The sequence below is a fragment of the Streptomyces collinus Tu 365 genome (assembly GCF_000444875.1).
GTDB lineage: Bacteria > Actinomycetota > Actinomycetes > Streptomycetales > Streptomycetaceae > Streptomyces > Streptomyces collinus_A.
The window spans coordinates 8,135,279-8,151,596 of the sequence record NC_021985.1; the positions used below are offsets into that span (position 1 = coordinate 8,135,279).

Consider the following 16,318-nt stretch of genomic DNA (forward strand, 5'->3'; position numbering starts at 1 on the left):
ACGGCCGACCGGGCAGCGAGATCACCCGAACTGTCGCGGCACCCCCGCTCCGGTCACCAGGTGCGGAAACTTCCGCTGTACACGTCCGTGCGGTTGTGCGGGGCGCCGGAGTGCGTCTGGGTGAGCACCGCCCGCACTCCCTTGCCAGCCGCCGCCAGGCCCTGGTAGTCGCCGAGGAAGTAGCCGCCGGCGAACGGCGCACGCAGCCAGTCGAAGACGGGTGAGATGCGCCGCTCCGTGCGGTGCCTGGGGTCCCCGTGCGGCCAGGTGGCGAGCTGGTAGGCGGTGGGCAGGGTGGTGGTGTCGCCCGGCTTGAGGAAACGCAGGTCGTAGTAGGTGAGCGCGACCGTGCCCCGTTCGTCGACCGCGATCGACGGGGAGAAAGCCGGCACCCCCTTCGGGCTGACCGCCTCGGGTGCCCGCCAGGTGCGTCCGCCGTCGGTGGAGCGCACCAGCTGCACGGAGTCGAACCTGCCGCCGGAGAAGTCCGAGCCCTCGTAGGCCATGTACAGCGCACCGGTGCGGGCGTCGACGGCCGGGCTGGGCAGGGTGGACCCGGCGCGCAGCAGCTTGGCGGGGTCGTTGGGGTCGACCTCGGGGACGGAGGTGTCCCGGGCCACGGTGACCGGGGCGCTCCAGGTCCGTCCGGCGTCGCGGGAGGTGACCATGGCGTAGTGGGCTTCGACGACGGTGTTCAGGTCGTCGGAGTAGGTGAGCGAGTCGTAGAAGTCGTGCAGGGTGCCGGTGCGCCGGTCGACGACGATGACGTGCCCGATGGTCTGGGTGTTGGGCACGGCGTCGGTGCGGACGAACCGCAGGGCCCTGCTCCAGGTGCGGCCGCCGTCGCGGGTGAGGGAGAGGTATCCCGGGCCGTCGAGCGAGCTGGGGCCGGGCGGGTCGTTGTCGAGGCGGTCCCAGACCTGGTAGGCGGTGCCCTTGCGGACCGGGTCGGCGGTGATCGAGGGCTTGTCGTTGAAGAACGGCTGCTCGTCGACGTGCGTGGTGGTGAGGTTTCGCCAGGTGCGGCCGCCGTCGCGGGAGGTGGCGGCCAGGAGGGCGTTGCGGGTGCTCCTCGTGAAGTCGATGCCCTCCCCACTGGCGTAGACGGTGCCGTCCGCTCCGGTGCTCACCCAGGGGTCGGAGGCCCGTTCGAAGTTGGCGCCGCCGGGGGCGCACCGGCTGAACGGCAGTGTGCTGCGGTGGAAGGTGCGGCCGTTCGTGCTCCAGGCGGCCGCCAGGCCGCGGGCGCCGCCGTCACTCCAGCGGTCCTGCTGGAACACGGTGACCACCCGCCTGGCATCCCGCGGGTCGACGGACAGGTACGGCTCGACCTCGGTGCCCGGGTAGACGACGCTGTCGGGGGACCGCGCGCCGATGGTGCACCTGGCGTACGGGTCACCGGGGGAGACCTTCACCAGCGGCGAGCCGCCGAAGCCGTGGTCCGCCGCGGCGGGAGCCGCGCCGGCGAGCGTGGCGAGCAGCAGCGCGCCGGTGGTGACGGCGCTCAGGGGCAGCAGGACGCGCATACGGGATCTCCTCCGGGCCCGGCGGCCGGGCTACGCGACCGCCGTGGTCGGGGCGGCCTGGGGCACACGGAGGACGCACCGGAACACCGGCACACCGGCAGACCGGAAGACGGGGATGGGAGCGACTCCGCTTGATCCTTCTCGGCGCCGCGGCCGGCGCTCTTGATCGGCCGAAGGACGGAGTCCTCGCCCAGGCCGGCCCCGGCGGGCCGGCGTGCGCCGTCGGGGAGCTGGCCCAGTTCGTGCACCACCATGCCGTGAGGGACCGGACGGGCGCGTCAGCGTGCTGTCAGCGCATCCTGCGACAGTTGTTCTCGTGAACGGCGCAAGGGGGCAAGACCCCGGGGCCGGACACGGGGAGAGGTGCCCGGAGTGGTTGATCGGGGACCAGCGAGCTCGCCTCACGGTCGGGCCCCCTCGGGGGCCCACGCAGGTTCGAATCCTGCCCTCTCCGCAACACGAATCTGCCTTCGGCACGCGAGGTACGCCGGGGACCGGCCCGAACGGGCCGACGGTCCGCCGCCGTCCCGTCCCGTTTCGTCCTGCCCCGCCCCGCGGCCGCGGGGCCACACTGGAGGACGTGACGGAGACGGACCGGCAGCTCGCCCGGCGACTGGAGCGGGTCATCGTGGACCTGCTGGAGCGCCGTGCCGCGACCGCTTCGATCTGTCCGTCCGACGCCGCGCGCGAGGCCTACGAGGGGGACGGCGAGGGCTGGCGGGACCTGATGGAACCGGCCCGCCGGGCGGCCTGGCGGCTGGTGGCGGCCGGCGAGGTCGAGGTGACCCAGGCCGGGCGGCCCGTCACCGAGGACGAGGTGCACGGCCCCGTACGCATCCGCCGAGCACGCCGGTAGCGGCACCCCGGTTCCGGGCGCCTGGGGCCCGGAACCGTGGACCGACGGCTACCACGTCACCGGCAGCTCCAGGGGGAAGCGCCGGATGGTCTCCGTGTCCCAGCGCAGCTCGCTGCTGGGCACGGCCAGGCGCAACCCGGGGAAGCGGGTGAGCAGGGCGCCGAGGGCCACCTGGAGTTCCTCCATGGCGAGCGGGGCGGCGACGCAGTGGTGTCCGCCCCAGCCGAACGTCATGTGGGGGCGGGAGGGGCGGTCGGGATCGAACGCGTGCGGTCGCGCGAAGACCTCGGGATCGCGGTTGGCGGTCAGGTAGGACACGTGGACGAAGTCGCCGGCGCGCACCAGGGTCCCGTCGATCTCGACGTCGGCCAGCGCCAGGCGCGGGATGCCGACGCCCTTGCGGAAGGGGATGATGCGCAGCAGTTCGTCGAGCACCTCGGGCAGCCGCTCGGGGTGTGCGACGAGGAGGTCCCACCAGTGCGGCTGGGTGAGCAGGGTGTAGCTGATGTTGCTGATCTGGCAGGTGGCCGTGTCGTTGCCGCTGAGCAGCAGCGTCATCGCCAGTACGGCCAGTTCGTCGTCGCTGAGCGGCTCGTCCGAAGCGGCGGCCAGGGTGCTGATGAGGTCCTCGCCCGGCCGGTCGCGCCGCTGGCGCACCAGACGGCCGAAGTAGGCGCGCAGATGGCGCTTGGCGTCGGCCGACTCCTGCTTCTGGCCGGGCGCGGTGGTCAGCATCCGGTGGGTGTACTCCAGCAGGAGGGCGCGGTCGGCCCGGTCCACGTCCAGCAGTTCGCAGATGGTGTGGTGCGGCAGCTTCAGGGACAGGTGCGTCACCAGGTCGGCGGGCGGGCCGTGGGCGGCCATCTCGTCCAGGAGCGCGCCGGTCACCTGCTCGATGGCCGGCCGCATGCGCCGTACCCGGGGCTTGGTGAACGCCTGCGTCACCGCTCTGCGCAGACGCTGGCTTTCGGGCGGGTCGATGACGTTGATCGATTCGGGTGAGACGATCGGCTCCGGCGTCAGTCTCGGGTAGTCCCGGCCGACGATGGCCGCCCGGCTCAGGCGGGGATCGGTCGTCACCTGCTGCACCCCGTTGTAACTGGTGACCAGCCAGGCCTCGCTGTCGCCGTGGGGGAGGCGGACGCGGGTCACCGGGCCCTGCTCCATGAGGTCGGCGAGCGCGGGATCGAACGCGAGGTCCTCGCTGAAGTCGAAAGGACAGCCGATCGCGTCGGTGCCGCTCCGCTCGGGGCCCTGCCCGCGGTCCGCCCCGCTGTCCGGCCCGCGGTCCGCCCCGCGGTCCGGACAGCCGGACGGACGCCGACCGGAATCCGGGCATGCCGTCTCATCTTCGGGCATTCGTTCCATATTCGTCATTTTGTAGTGGGTGGTCGTCCCCTGCACCCCCAGCCCGCTCCGGGAGGCGGCCCGTCAGACGCGGACGCCGAACATGAACGGCCCGCCGATGGTGTCCATCGACTCGTAGCGGACGACCGTGCCGGTACGGGGGGCGTGCAGGATCTGCCCGTTGCCCGCGTACAGGCCCACGTGGTGCAGGTCGTTGAAGAAGAAGACCAGGTCGCCCACCTGGAGCCGGCTGCGGGTGAGCCGGGTCCCGATGCCCGACTGCGCCTCGGAGGTGCGCGGTATGAAGACGTCGGCCTGGGCGTAGGCCCAGGAGGTGAGCCCTGAGCAGTCGTACGAGGACGGGCCGGTGGCGCCGCGGACGTAGGGCTTGCCGAGCTGGCTCCGGGCGGCCGCGAACGCGGCGGCGGCCCGGCCGGTCGCGGGGGCGTGGTGACCGATGTCCGCCCGCTCGGCGGAGGAGCGGCCGGCGCGCCGCTGCTCGGCGTCGAGGGCCGCCTTCTCCCGGGCGGTCAGGGTGTTCAGCAGCTTCTGCGCCTCGGCGAGCTTGCCCTGCACCTCCTTCTTCCTGTCGCCCAGCTCGGCGCGGGTGGAGGCCAGGTCCTTGAGCTTCTCGGCGGCTTCGGTGCGCTGCTGGGCGAGTTCGCGCTGCTTGTCCTGGATCTTCTTCAGTGCCTGGACCTGCCGGCCGCTCAACTGGTCGAGCGTGGAGGCCTTGTCGAGGAAGTCGTCCGGGGCGGAGGAGAGCAGGAGCTGCACCGAGGGGTCGATGCCCCCGGAGCGGTACTGGGCGGAGGCCAGTGAACCCAGGCCCTCGCGCAGCTTGTTCAGCTCCTGCCGGCCGCGGGCGACGCCGTCCTGGATCGTGGAGATCTGCTTCTGCAGCTTCTGCTGCTTCTCGTGGGCCCCGTTGTACTTCTCGGTGGCCTGCTCGGCCTGTTCGTAGAGATGGTCGACCTTCGCCTTCACCTCGTTCTTGTCGTTCTTGCCGAGCTTCTCGCCCGGGGCCGCGTGGGCGGCGTTCGCGCTCAGCGCGACGGCGGCGGCGGCCGCGGTGGTCAGCACGCTCACGCGCGTGCGGCTCGGTTGTTTGGGCCGACGATGGGACGTCACGGAATCGGACTCCTGTTCCTTCGATCACCGGCCGAGACGCCGGTGGCCTGAGCGGGGGGTGGTCCTGCACACGAGCGGGGGAGGGGCATGCCGAAAAAGAGGGGGAGTGGTCGGCGCCCCCCGGTCACCGGAGAGTGGATCACGGGCCTTCGGAGGGAGACCATGCAGAACTACCGGCAGAAGTAGCCCCTTGCCCCGGCACGGACCCCGGGCACCGGCCCCGGCCGTGCCCGGGCACCGCGTCGGCGCGGGTGAGAAACCCCTGTGCGCCGCTCCGCACACCTCTGCGATCATCCCCGGATGGCGCACCGTCTCGCATCGCTGGTCATCCGGCACACCCACCGCCTCCCCTCTCCCCAGAGCCCGACCGGGGAAGGGGCCGTCGCCGCGCGGCAGTTCGACGCGGCGCTGACGTCCGTGGGCTTCAAGCTTTCGGCGGAACTGCTGGAGCGGCTGTCGGGGCTGTCCGAGGCCGCGGTCGTGGACACCGCCCGGCAGACGCTGGCCACCGTGCGCGAGATGGTGGGCGACCACGTCCGGCACAACGTGTACTTCATCGACTTCCCGGCGAACGTGCCGGACACCGAAGAGTTCTGGATGCGCTGCCTGGCGCAGGCGCTCGGCGACGAACAGGCCCGCGAGAACGTGCTCACCCGGCTGGGCCGCGGGGTGCTGGACCTGCTCAGCCTCCCCGCCTACGGCCGCTACCAGCACACCTACGAGGACATGCGCGCGGCACAGGACGAACTGGTCGCCTCCGCGGGCGACCGGATCACCGTCCTGCACCTGGGCCGCGACCTGGACGACGAACTCACCGACCTGTACCTGGCCCTGGCCGGCAGCACGACCCCGCTGGGCGAGGACGACCTGCGCGACCTCAGGACGCTCGCCGGGCGGTGCGCGACGGGCCCCCAGCCGCAGGCGATCCCGGTCCGGGAGAACCGGGCGGTCGTCAACGAGGCCCGGCTCGGCGCCGGCGCCGGCCTCCTCCTCGACACCGTCACCGACGTGCTGCGGCTGGCCTGCGCACTGTCGGGCGGCGACGTGACACTCAAGGAGCCGACCCGGTTCACGGCGCTGGGCCGGCCGGTGCGCCGCGCGCTGCTCGCGGGGCTCGACGCCGTCGTCGCGGCGAACCCCGCCAAGCTCGCCGACGTGCACACCCACCGCGAGCCGTTCAAGCGGCTCGGCGAGCGCCTGCACCCGCACGAGTACCCGCGCTGGCCGCACGCCGCCGACGTCTTCGCGGTCGCGCGCGGCGAACAGCGGGCCCCCTCCTTCGACAGCCGGCTGGAGAAGCTGCTCGACGAGGCGGACATCCGCGGCGCGGCGAAGCTGCTGACCTCCGCCCCCGGCAAGCTGTTCCGCGCCCTGGACCTCCTGCTGCGCAGCGCCGCCGGCCAGGAGGAGCGCGACGCGGTGGTCGCCGCCGCCGTGCGCAGTGCTCCCGACGTCTCCGGCCGGGTCCTGCTCTCGGTGCGCGAGCACCTGCACAACCGGGCACGCGAGAGCGGCGAGCCCCGCATCTTCGTCAACCTTCGGGGCCGCGCCTGGGTCAGCCCCGACGCCCGCGCGCCGCTGCCGGCCGCCGACCGCGACCGCCTGATCACCGCCCTCGACACCGAGATACGCCGCCGCCTCCCCACGCCGGACCGGCTGCTGCTCGACCCCGACGTCCTCGACGTCGCGCTTCCGCTCAGCGGCCGGGCCACCGCGCCCGGACTCGGCGTCCTGCCGCGCGGTTCGGTCTGCGCGGTCGACGGCGAACGCCTGCGCTTCTTCGTGTACTGGAAGGAGAGTGAGGAGCGCACCGACTACGACCTGTCGGCGCTGCTCCTGCACGCCGACTACAGCACCGACTCCTGGCTCTCCTACACCTCCCTGACCGCCGTCGGCGGCCGGCATTCCGGGGATATCACCGAAGCACCCGAGGGCGCCTCGGAGTTCATCGACCTGTCCCTGGACCGCGTGCGCGGCACCTTCATCGTCCCGCAGGTCAACATCTACGCCGGCGAGGGCTTCGAGGAGGTCGAGGAGTCGTTCTTCGGCTACATGCTGCGCGACGGCGCACAGAAGGGCCGGCCGTTCGAGCCGCGCACGGTGCGGATGAAGTCGGAGCTGCGCGGGACGGGCCGGGTGGCGCTGCCGCTGGTATTCCAGCGCACCGAGAAGGGCCGGTGGCGCGCGAAGTGGCTGCACCTGTACCTGAGGGGCATCTCCTCGGCCAATAGGGTCGAGGAGAACCAGGTGTCCGTGTCGAAGGTGGTGCGCGCCCTCGTGGAACGCGAGCAGCTCACCGTGGGCTACCTGGCCGGCCTGATGGCCGGGGACACCACGAGCGTGGACCTGTGGGACGGCGAGACGGTCCCGGAGGGGCCCGTGACGTACATCGGCCTGGAGCGGCCCGAGGGGCTGCACCCGGACTCGCGGGTCATCACCTGCGGAAACCTGCGCGACGTGATCCCCGCCTGACTGCTAGCGTGAGCCGCACGGCGAGGCCATGAAGGGGCTTCCTTCTCCACTTCCTGTAAAGAAACGAGTTCCTTCGCTTTCCTCGCCGCCCGCTTCGACCGGGAGGCACCCCGCAAGGGATGCCTCCCGGTTTTCGTGTGTGCCGGTGCCCCGGCGGCCGGGCGCTCACCCCGGGGCCGGAGCCGGGGCCGCCGCCCGAAACCGGCAGGCATGTGTCGCATCAATGGGGGAAGTGGTGCTCTGGTGCAGGAAGTGACCGTTGGGTAGTACGACTGGCGTATGGTCTCCGTGGCATATTCACTCACCTGTTTGACGAGGACCACGTGGCCACTGACAGCAGCAATTCCCATCCTCTGATCGAGACACTGGCCACCCAGCGGGACACGTTCCTGACCCAGTGGACCAGGGTCGTCGGCGACGACCTGCAGGGCAGGCTCAGCATCGCCGAGCTCGGACGGGAACTGGGCGAGCTGTACGACGCCGTCCTCAAGGCCCTCACCGAAGGCGGCCTGAACAGCCGGGCCGAGCAGTTCGGCGAGACCCGCAGCCTGCTCATCGAACTCTCCCGCAGCCGGGCCCGGCAGGGCTTCACCCCCACCGAGACGGCCCGCAGCGTCTTCGCCCTCAAGGAGGTGCTGGAGCCCGCCCTGGCCACCGACGAACACGGCGCCCGCACCTACCTCCAGTTCGCCCGGCTGCTGGACGAACTCGGCCTGCTCACCACCGAGGCCTACATCCGCACCCGCGAGGAGATCATCTCCTCCCAGGCCGAGCAGCTGCTGGAGCTGTCCACGCCCGTCGTCAAGCTGTGGGACGGCGTCGTCGGCGTCCCCCTGGTGGGCACCCTCGACTCGGCCCGCACCCAGGTCGTCATGGAGAAGCTGCTGCAGACCCTCGTCGAGAGCGACTCCACGCACGCCATCATCGACATCACCGGTGTGCCCACCGTCGACACCCAGGTCGCCCAGCACCTGCTGAAGACCGTGGTCGCCGCCCGCATGATGGGCGCCCAGTGCATCATCTCCGGCATCCGCCCGCAGATCGCCCAGACCATCGTGGCCCTCGGCATCGAGTTCGGTGACATCCCCACCAACTCCTCCCTCGCCGACGCGCTGCGCCAGGCGCTCAAGGAGATCGCCCGGGACACCGAGGACGACGTGCGGGGTCTGCTGTGACCGACCGCGTCCCCGTCCTCAAGATCGGCGAGATCCTCCTGGTCTCCATCCAGTTCGACCTGGAGGACCAGACGGTGCTCGACCTCCAGGAGGACCTGTCCCACCGCATCGTCGACACCGGCGCCAAGGGCGTCGTCATCGACATCTCGGCGCTGGAGATCGTCGACTCCTTCGTCGGGCGCATGCTCGCCACCAACGCCTCCATCTCGCGCATGCTCGGCGCCGAGACGATCGTCGTCGGCATGCGGCCCGCGGTCGCCATGACCCTCGTCGAACTGGGACTGTCCCTCAACGGCGTCCGCACCGCCCTCAACCTCGAACGCGGGCTGAAACTGCTACGGCGCCTCAACGCAGGCCGCGCATGAAGGACTACGGCCCGTTCGCCGACACCGCCGAGAGCGTCACGGTCCACCACAGCAGCGACGTCGTCAACGCACGCCAGGCGGTCCGCACCCTCGCCCAGCGCGGCGGACTCTCCCTGGTCCACCAGACCAAACTGGTCACGGCGGCCAGCGAACTGGGCCGCAACATGCTCATCTACGGCGGCGGAGGCGTGGTCCGCGCCGCCCTCGTCACCGAGGGCGGCCGCCCCGGCGTCTACGTCGAGTTCCGCGACCAGGGACCCGGCATACCGGACATCGAGATGGCGATGCAGGACGGCTGGACGTCCGGCAACGGCCTCGGCCTCGGCCTCAGCGGCGCCAAACGCCTCGTCGACGAGTTCGACATCGCATCCAGCGAGAAAGGCACCACGGTGCGCATTGTGAAGTGGGGCCGGTGAACACAGGCCTCGTCGCCGAGGCCGGCGATGTCCACTGGCTGCGCGCGGACATCGCCCTGGCCGCCGCCGCACGCCGCCAGGCCGGACAGCTGGCCCGCGCCGTCGGCCTGCCCGACGAACGCGTCTCCCGCGTCGAGCTGTGCGTGACGGAGATGGCCACCAACCTCCTCAAGCACGCCCACGACGGCTCCCTCGCCCTGCGCGTGGTGCGCACCCGCGGCCGCGCCGGCGTCGAGTGCCTCTCGCTCGACAACGGCCCCGGCATCGACGACGTGCAGCGCGCGCTGCGCGACGGCACCTCCGCCTACGGCAGCCTCGGCATCGGGATGGGCGCCATCGAGCGGCTCGCCGACGTCAGCGGCATCCACTCCCTGCCCGGCCGCGGCACCGTGGTCTGCGCGCGGTTCTGGACGGACGGCCCCCCACCCGAACCCGAGCCCGTCGCCACCGGCGGCCTGACCCGCCCCATCACCGGCGAGCAGCTGTGCGGCGACACCTGGGCCGTCCGCGCCCTCGACTGCCCCTCGCCGGCGCTGCTGCTGCTGATGTGCGACGGCCTCGGGCACGGCCCCCTCGCCGCCCGGGCCGCGGACCAGGCCAGAGCCGCCTTCCGCGCGAGCCGGCACATCAACCCCGAAGCCGTCCTGCGCGACGTGCACGAAGCACTGCGCAAAAGCCGCGGAGCGGCGGCCGCGATCGCCCTGATCGACCTAGCCGACCAGCGCGTCCACCTCAGCGGCGTCGGCAACATCACCGCCCTGCTCGCGCACGGCGACCGTCGCAACGGACTGCTGTCCACCCCCGGCATCGCCGGCGCCCATCTGCCCCGCGCACGCACCCACACGATGCCGTTCCCGCCCGGCACCGCCCTGATCATGCACTCCGACGGCCTCAGCGACCGGTGGAAACCGCACGACTTCCCCGGCCTGTTCACCCAGGACGCCTCCCTGGTCGCCGGGCAGCTGCTGAACCAGACCGCGGTCCGCCGGGACGACGCCGGGATCGTCGTGGCCCTGCACCGGCCCTCATGACCCCGGCACGATCCGCGCACGACGTCCTCACGATCGCCCTGCGCAAGCCGGGCGACGTGATCACACTGCGCCGCTGCACCCAGACGGTGTGCCGGGCCGCGGGCCTGACCGGCAGCCCCCTGGTCCGGCTGACCACCGTCGTCAGCGAGGCCGGCGAACACCTGCTCGGCGCACCCGGACTCAGCGCACACCTGCGCCTGGAGGAGACGGACACGGTCATGGTGACGGTGCGCATCCGCTGGCCCGGCGACAGCCGGCCCCCCACCCCCCTGCTCACCGCCGCCGGCCGTCTGCTCGACGACTCCCGTCTGACCGGCCCGCACGAGGACGGCCATCACGAACTCGTCCTCGCTCAGCGCACCGAGACCCCGCCGGCCTCCCTCGGCGACCTGGCCGCCGACGTCCGCGCCACCCTCGCCGACGGCAGCACCGCGGCCGACCTGATCGAGGCACTGCGCACCCAGAACGGCCAGCTCCTGGCCGCCCTGGAGGAGTCCCAGCGCCAGCAGGACGAACTCCAGCGCCTGAACGCGGAACTGGAGGAGACCAACGCGGGCGTCATGGCCCTGTACTCCGAACTCGCGGGCGAACTGCAGGCCACCAACACCGGAGTGGTCGCCCTCTACGCCGAACTCGAGGACAAGTCCCGCCAGCTCGAACTCGCCAACGAGTACAAGAACCGCTTCTGGGCCAACGTCAGCCACGAACTGCGCTCACCGGTCAACTCCATCATCGCCCTGGCCCGGCTGCTGCTGGACGCCTCGGCCGACCCGCTGAGCGACGAGCAGCGCCAGCAGGTGGCGCTCGTCCAGGCCTCCGGCAGCACCCTGCTGGCACTCGTCGACGAACTCCTCGACGTCGCCAAGGCCGAGTCCGGCCACCTGGAACCCCACCCCACCGACGTCGACCTGCGCCCGCTGCTGCACCAGCTCCGCGGAACCCTGCGCGGCACCGCCCACCCCCGGGTCGAACTCGCCATCCCCGACCACGTCCAGCAGCAGCCCCTCGTCACCGACGAGGTCATGCTGACCCGGATCCTGCGCAACGTCCTGTCCAACGCCCTGAAGTTCACCGCCGACGGCCACGTGAGCCTCGACGTCACCGAGCAGGACCAGACCGGCGACGACCCGCGCTTCGTCTTCCGCGTCCGCGACAGTGGCATCGGCATCCCCGCGAACGAACTGGACCGCGTCTTCGAGGAGTTCTACCAGGTCCAGGGCCCCCACCAGCGCGGCCGGGCCGGCACCGGACTCGGACTGCCCTACGCCCGCCGCCTCACCGAACTCCTCGGCGGCACCCTGACCCTGCACAGCGAGACCGGCCACGGCACGACCGTCACCCTCGACATCCCCGCCCGCCTCACCACCCCCGCACCCCAGAACACCCCCGCACCCGAGGTCCCCGCCCCCGACACACAGGCCGGCCCCCCTCCCACCGACCCCCAGGCCCCCGAGGCGCCCGCCGGACCACCCCCCGCCGGCCCCCACGCCCAGGCCGGCGGCACACCCACCGGCCCCGCGCCCCGCCCCGCCACCGGACCGGGACCGACCGCACACGTGGTCGTCATCGACGACGACGCGGCCTTCCTCGCCACCCTTCCGCCCCTGCTGGACGGACTCGCCGCCTCCGTCACCACCCTCTCGGACAGCACCCGGGCCGCCGCCACCGTCGCACACGAACAACCCGACCTCGTCCTGCTCGACCTCACCATGCCCACCACCGACGGCTACACCGTCCACCGCACGCTGGCCGCCGACCCGCGCACCGAGCACATCCCCGTCGTCGTCCTGACCGCCCTGGAAGCCGGGCAGGTGGACCACGCCCGCCTGCCGGGCGTACGGGCCGTGCTCAGCAAGACCCGTCTCACCGCCCCCGACCTCGCCGCCGTCCTCACCCCACACCCCACCCCGCCACCCCCGGCAGCCCCCACGCCCCCGCCCACCCCGCCGCACCCCAGGGCCGAGGAACCCCGATGACCCAGCGCACCGACAGCGACCCCAGCCCCGCCCACATCCTCGTGGTGGACGACACCCCCACCAACCGCTACGTCCTGGCCACCATCCTGCGCCGCGCCGGACACCAGGTCACCGAGGCCGAGGACGGCACCCGCGCGCTCGAGATCCTCGCCGGCCCCGGCCCCCTGCCCGAACTCGCCATCGTCGACGTCCGCCTGCCCGACATGAGCGGCTTCGAGGTGTGCGAACACATCAAGAACACCCCCACCACCGCGGCCATCCCCGTCATCAACATCTCCGCGTCCGCCATCACCGTCGACGACCGCGCCCACGGCCTCTACCGCGGAGCCGACGTCTACCTCGTCGAACCCGTCGCCCCCGCCGAACTCCTCGCCACGGTCACCGCCACCCTCCGCTACGGCCGGGCCCGCCGCCGCGCCGAACTCCTCACCGAACGCCTCCACCTGCTCAACCGCTTCACCCTCGCCCTGTACAGTGCCCCCGACGCCCGCACGCTGATCCGCGTGACCGCCGAGGCCGCGGGAGCCATCTTCCGCAGCGACGTCGCGGTGTTCCTGACCACACCCCAGGGCACCCCCCTGGTCGCCCACACCTGGGCAGACCCGCACACCCCCCAGAGCCCCGGCCGCCCCCAGGTCCACAACGCCCCGGCCCGGCCCGCCGCCGGCGCGCGCCCCGCCCACCCGGCCGGCCCCGACCTGCCCTGCGCGCCACCCCGCCTCACGGACCCCGCACAGCGCCGGGTCGTCGTCGGCCGCGCCAAGGCCGACCGCCAACCCGTCGTCGTCGTCACCTCCGCGGACGCCGTCACCACCGCCGACGACGGCCGCCTGCTCACCCAGCTCACCCAGGCCAGCGCCCTGGCCCTGGAAGCGCTGCGCAGCTACAGCGAGGAACACGCCCTCGCCCTCACCCTCCAGCGCAGCTTCCTGCCCGAAACCCTGCCCGAGACGGCCCGCGCCGACCTCGCCGTGCGCTACCTGCCCGCCAGCGAACGCACCGAGATAGGCGGCGACTTCTACGAGGCCGTCACCACCCCCGCCGGACTCGTCGTGGCCGTCGGCGACGTCGCCGGCCACTCACTGGACGCGGCCATGGTGATGGGCCAGGTCCGCCACGCACTGCGCGCCTACGCCACCGAAGGGCACCCGCCGCGGGCCATCCTGGCCCACCTCGACCACCTGCTGGCCTCGGTGAGACCGGGCGCCAGCGTCACCCTCTGCGTCATCCTGATCGAGGCGGACTCCGACACCCTGCACATCGCGAACGCCGGACACCTGCCGCCCCTGATCCGCGACCCCGACGGCACCACCCGCTACGTCCGCGAACACGGCCCCCTCCTCGGCCTCGGCCTGCCCCACCCGCCCGCCCACCGGGTCACCGTCGAACCCGGATCCCTCCTCGTCCTCGTCACCGACGGACTGGTCGAACGCCGCCACGAAGACCTCGAACACTCCCTGCACACCCTCGCCGCACTGGTCGGCGAGATCGGCCCGGACCCCGAGGAGACCTGCACCAAACTCCTCGACCGCCTCCTGCCCGACGGCAGCGACGACGTGGCCCTGATGGCGGTCCGCGTGAACACACCCCACCCACGCTGACACGGTCCGGCCCCAGGTGGCGGCCGCCGAGGTCGAGGTGCCCCAGACCCCGCGGCGCCCTGTCTGCCGCCTACGGCGGCGGCTGGCCGCCCTGGGTCCGCAGTTCCTCGTTGATGCGCTGGGCTTCTTCGAGCTGGTCCTCGAGGATGACGATGCGGCAGGCGGCCTCTATGGGGGTGCCCTGGTCGACGAGTTCGCGGGCGCGGGCGGCCACGCGCAACTGATAGCGGGAGTAGCGGCGGTGGCCGCCCTCGGAGCGCAAGGGGGTGATCAGACGGTGTTCGCCCAGGGCGCGGAGGAAGGCGGGGGTGGTGCCGAGCATCTCGGCGGCCCGGCCCATGGTGTAGGCGGGATAGTCGTCGTCATCGAGACTGTCGACGAGGCGGGTACTGCGAGGGGGCATAGACCTCTTCTTCCTGGGGGCACGTCGGGGGGCCCGGTGTGCCGTACTGGCGCACCGGGCCCCGAGCTTTCAACACCATCTACCGGCCAACCGTGCCGGCTTTCTCTGTCCGCGTGTTCCGCCCGGGAGGGCGGGACTGCGGGGATCGTGACTGCGTGACCGGGGACCACCTTCCAATCCGGGGCCTTGCGGTACCCGGGCGGACTGTCTCCGGCGCCCGGGCGATCCTGATGGCGTCTTGCTCCTTGTCCTCGGCTACTCGGTAGTACTGCTGACATCTCGCAGGCAGTTCATGTCTGCCGTGCCCACTTCGACTTCCTGAGTACGACAGAAACGCTAACTCCTCGGACGGTCAATGTCTACTACGGCCGCGACAGATTTTCTGCCCTGACCGCGGGGCGGGAGCCTCCGCCGTTCATATGGCGTGCAAGCACCGCACATCCAGCAACGACGATGCGGGTCCACCGCTCCGCGTGTCACACGGCGCCGACACGGCAGCCCCTTCACACAATGAGGCGATGGACCCCCGCGACGAGAGTCGGCACGAGCCCCGGCAGGTGCCCTACGGCGAGGCCCGCTGGCCGATGGCCGCAGCCGTCATCGCCGCCGCGGTGCTGACCCTGCTGCTGCCCGACGACCTGCGCCTGGGGCCCCGCTGGGCGCTCCCCGTCGTCGAAGGGCTGCTCCTGGTGGCACTGATCGCCGGCGACCCCGGCCGCATCAGCCGCCGCTCGAACGCCCTGCGCGGGGTGTCGATCGCCCTGGTCGGCGTGCTGGCGTGCGGCGCCATCTGGTCGACCCTCCGGCTGACCGACGACCTCGTGCACGGCGGCGACGAGACCAACTCCGCCGACGCCCTCCTGCAGGCCGGCGGCAGCGTGTGGGCCTCCACCGTCCTGGCGTTCTCCCTGCTGTACTTCGAACTCGACAGCGGCGGGCCCGCCGCCCGGGCCCACCACGCGCCGCCCACCCCCGCTCTCGCCTTTCCCCAGCACCTCAGCCCCGAGCTGAACGCCACCCACTGGCGCCCCCGCTACATCGACTACCTCTACCTCGGCTTCACCAACGCCACCGCCTTCAGCCCCACCGACGTCATGCCACTGTCCCCGTGGGCCAAGATCGTCATGGCGGTCCAGTCCGTCGTCTCCCTGCTCATCCTCGGACTCGTCATCGCCCGAGCCGTCAACGTCCTCGCCTGACGCGTGAAGCGGCGCGTCCGAGAGCGGGGCCCGTCGTCCGGTGTCGTCCGGTGGTGGAGGTGCGGGTCAGCCGGTCGGTGGGCCGGTCGGGGGACGTACGGGAGTGCTCTGGCGGGCTGAAATGAATACACGAAAGGCCGACCGGCCCTCGTCCCCCCCCCGGATCAAGAATTCAGAGGATCTCTCATGCTGAACGCCCGTCGTCACCTGGCCGCCCGTATCGCCGGCATCTCCTGCATCGCCGCTATAGCCGCCGGAACCCTCGGTGTCGCCAGTGCGGAGGCCGCGCCCATGACGAACCACCACAGCGCCTCCCACGCCGGCAGCCACCACCAGCAGCATCAGCAGCAGCACCACGGCAAGAACAGCAACAGCAAGAACACCAACAGCAGCAACGCCAGCAAGAACGGCCCGGCGAAGAACGCCGCCATGCCCAAGGGCGGCAACACCCAGGGCGGCACGCAGGGCGCGGGCAACGGCAACACCCAGGGCGGGACCCAGGGCGCCGGTAATGGCAACACGCAGGGTGGCACGCAGGGTGCGGGCAACGGCAACACCCAGGGCGGGACCCAGGGTGCGGGCAACGGCAACACCCAGGGTGGCACCCAGGGTGCGGGCAACGGCAACACGCAGGGCGGAACCCAGGGTGCCGGTAACGGCAACACCCAGGGCGGGACCCAGGGCGCCGGTAATGGCAACACGCAGGGCGGGACCCAGGGCTGATCACTGACAGCAGGCCGGCGCCCCGCGGAGACAGTCTCCGCGGGGCACCGGCCTGCTTCGTGCGGGGCACGCGGAGGCGGGTGGGCGGCCCGGTTTG

Annotated in this window: 14 protein-coding genes and 1 pseudogene; 11 read left to right on the forward strand and 4 right to left on the reverse strand. The window is 72.1% G+C overall.

Features of this window, described 5'->3' with window-relative positions; genetic code table 11:
• Window positions 1-53: 53 nt before the first annotated feature.
• The gene (locus B446_RS34815) at window positions 54-1,526 is read right to left on the reverse strand and encodes an exo-alpha-sialidase (RefSeq protein WP_020937443.1); all 1,473 of its coding nucleotides are present in this window, start codon (window positions 1,524-1,526) and stop codon (window positions 54-56) included.
• A gap of 357 nt (window positions 1,527-1,883) precedes the next feature.
• On the opposite strand from B446_RS34815, the pseudogene B446_RS39075 reads away from it, so the two are divergent.
• Both B446_RS39075 and B446_RS34825 read left to right on the forward strand, forming a co-directional pair.
• Window positions 1,884-1,980, forward strand: a pseudogene (locus B446_RS39075).
• A gap of 126 nt (window positions 1,981-2,106) precedes the next feature.
• Window positions 2,107-2,382 (forward strand): DUF3253 domain-containing protein, encoded by a 276-nt coding sequence (locus B446_RS34825; protein ID WP_020937441.1) that lies wholly within the window; start codon window positions 2,107-2,109, stop codon window positions 2,380-2,382.
• Between the two features lie 48 nt (window positions 2,383-2,430).
• Here B446_RS34825 and B446_RS34830 read toward each other — a convergent pair whose 3' ends face one another.
• Window positions 2,431-3,741, reverse strand: coding sequence for a cytochrome P450 (locus tag B446_RS34830; RefSeq protein ID WP_020937440.1), 1,311 nt, complete (start codon window positions 3,739-3,741; stop codon window positions 2,431-2,433).
• A gap of 72 nt (window positions 3,742-3,813) precedes the next feature.
• Window positions 3,814-4,860, reverse strand: coding sequence for an NlpC/P60 family protein (locus B446_RS34835; RefSeq protein ID WP_043474414.1), 1,047 nt, complete (start codon window positions 4,858-4,860; stop codon window positions 3,814-3,816).
• Window positions 4,861-5,160: 300 nt separating this feature from the next.
• On the opposite strand from B446_RS34835, the gene B446_RS34840 reads away from it, so the two are divergent.
• The 7 genes from B446_RS34840 (at window position 5,161) to B446_RS34870 (ending at window position 13,896) form a co-directional block, all read left to right on the forward strand.
• A complete protein-coding gene (locus B446_RS34840) occupies window positions 5,161-7,332 on the forward strand; it encodes a TerD family protein (protein ID WP_020937438.1) in 2,172 nt (723 codons plus the stop codon).
• Between the two features lie 323 nt (window positions 7,333-7,655).
• The gene (locus B446_RS34845) at window positions 7,656-8,507 is read left to right on the forward strand and encodes an STAS domain-containing protein (RefSeq protein WP_020937437.1); all 852 of its coding nucleotides are present in this window, start codon (window positions 7,656-7,658) and stop codon (window positions 8,505-8,507) included.
• Window positions 8,504-8,872 (forward strand): STAS domain-containing protein, encoded by a 369-nt coding sequence (locus tag B446_RS34850; protein WP_020937436.1) that lies wholly within the window; start codon window positions 8,504-8,506, stop codon window positions 8,870-8,872. The genes B446_RS34845 and B446_RS34850 overlap by 4 nt, the downstream gene beginning before the upstream one ends.
• A complete protein-coding gene (locus tag B446_RS34855) occupies window positions 8,869-9,288 on the forward strand; it encodes an anti-sigma regulatory factor (RefSeq protein WP_020937435.1) in 420 nt (139 codons plus the stop codon). The genes B446_RS34850 and B446_RS34855 overlap by 4 nt, the downstream gene beginning before the upstream one ends.
• Entirely contained in the window at window positions 9,276-10,319 is a 1,044-nt protein-coding gene (locus tag B446_RS34860) for an anti-sigma regulatory factor (protein ID WP_020937434.1), read from the forward strand. Before B446_RS34855 ends, B446_RS34860 begins: the two co-directional genes overlap by 13 nt.
• Window positions 10,316-12,295 (forward strand): hybrid sensor histidine kinase/response regulator, encoded by a 1,980-nt coding sequence (locus tag B446_RS34865; RefSeq protein WP_020937433.1) that lies wholly within the window; start codon window positions 10,316-10,318, stop codon window positions 12,293-12,295. Before B446_RS34860 ends, B446_RS34865 begins: the two co-directional genes overlap by 4 nt.
• Complete coding sequence (locus B446_RS34870; protein ID WP_020937432.1) at window positions 12,292-13,896, forward strand: fused response regulator/phosphatase; 1,605 nt, start codon at window positions 12,292-12,294, stop codon at window positions 13,894-13,896. Before B446_RS34865 ends, B446_RS34870 begins: the two co-directional genes overlap by 4 nt.
• 70 nt (window positions 13,897-13,966) lie before the next feature.
• Here B446_RS34870 and B446_RS34875 read toward each other — a convergent pair whose 3' ends face one another.
• Window positions 13,967-14,299, reverse strand: a complete 333-nt coding sequence (locus B446_RS34875) for a MerR family transcriptional regulator (RefSeq protein WP_020937431.1) — start codon at window positions 14,297-14,299, stop codon at window positions 13,967-13,969.
• A 518-nt stretch (window positions 14,300-14,817) separates the two neighbouring features.
• Here B446_RS34875 and B446_RS34880 point away from each other — a divergent pair.
• Together B446_RS34880 and B446_RS36295 are read left to right on the forward strand one after the other, a co-directional pair.
• Window positions 14,818-15,498, forward strand: a complete 681-nt coding sequence (locus B446_RS34880) for a DUF1345 domain-containing protein (RefSeq protein ID WP_020937430.1) — start codon at window positions 14,818-14,820, stop codon at window positions 15,496-15,498.
• 186 nt (window positions 15,499-15,684) lie between these two features.
• A complete protein-coding gene (locus B446_RS36295; protein WP_020937429.1) occupies window positions 15,685-16,221 on the forward strand; it encodes a hypothetical protein in 537 nt (178 codons plus the stop codon).
• Window positions 16,222-16,318 lie beyond the last annotated feature (97 nt).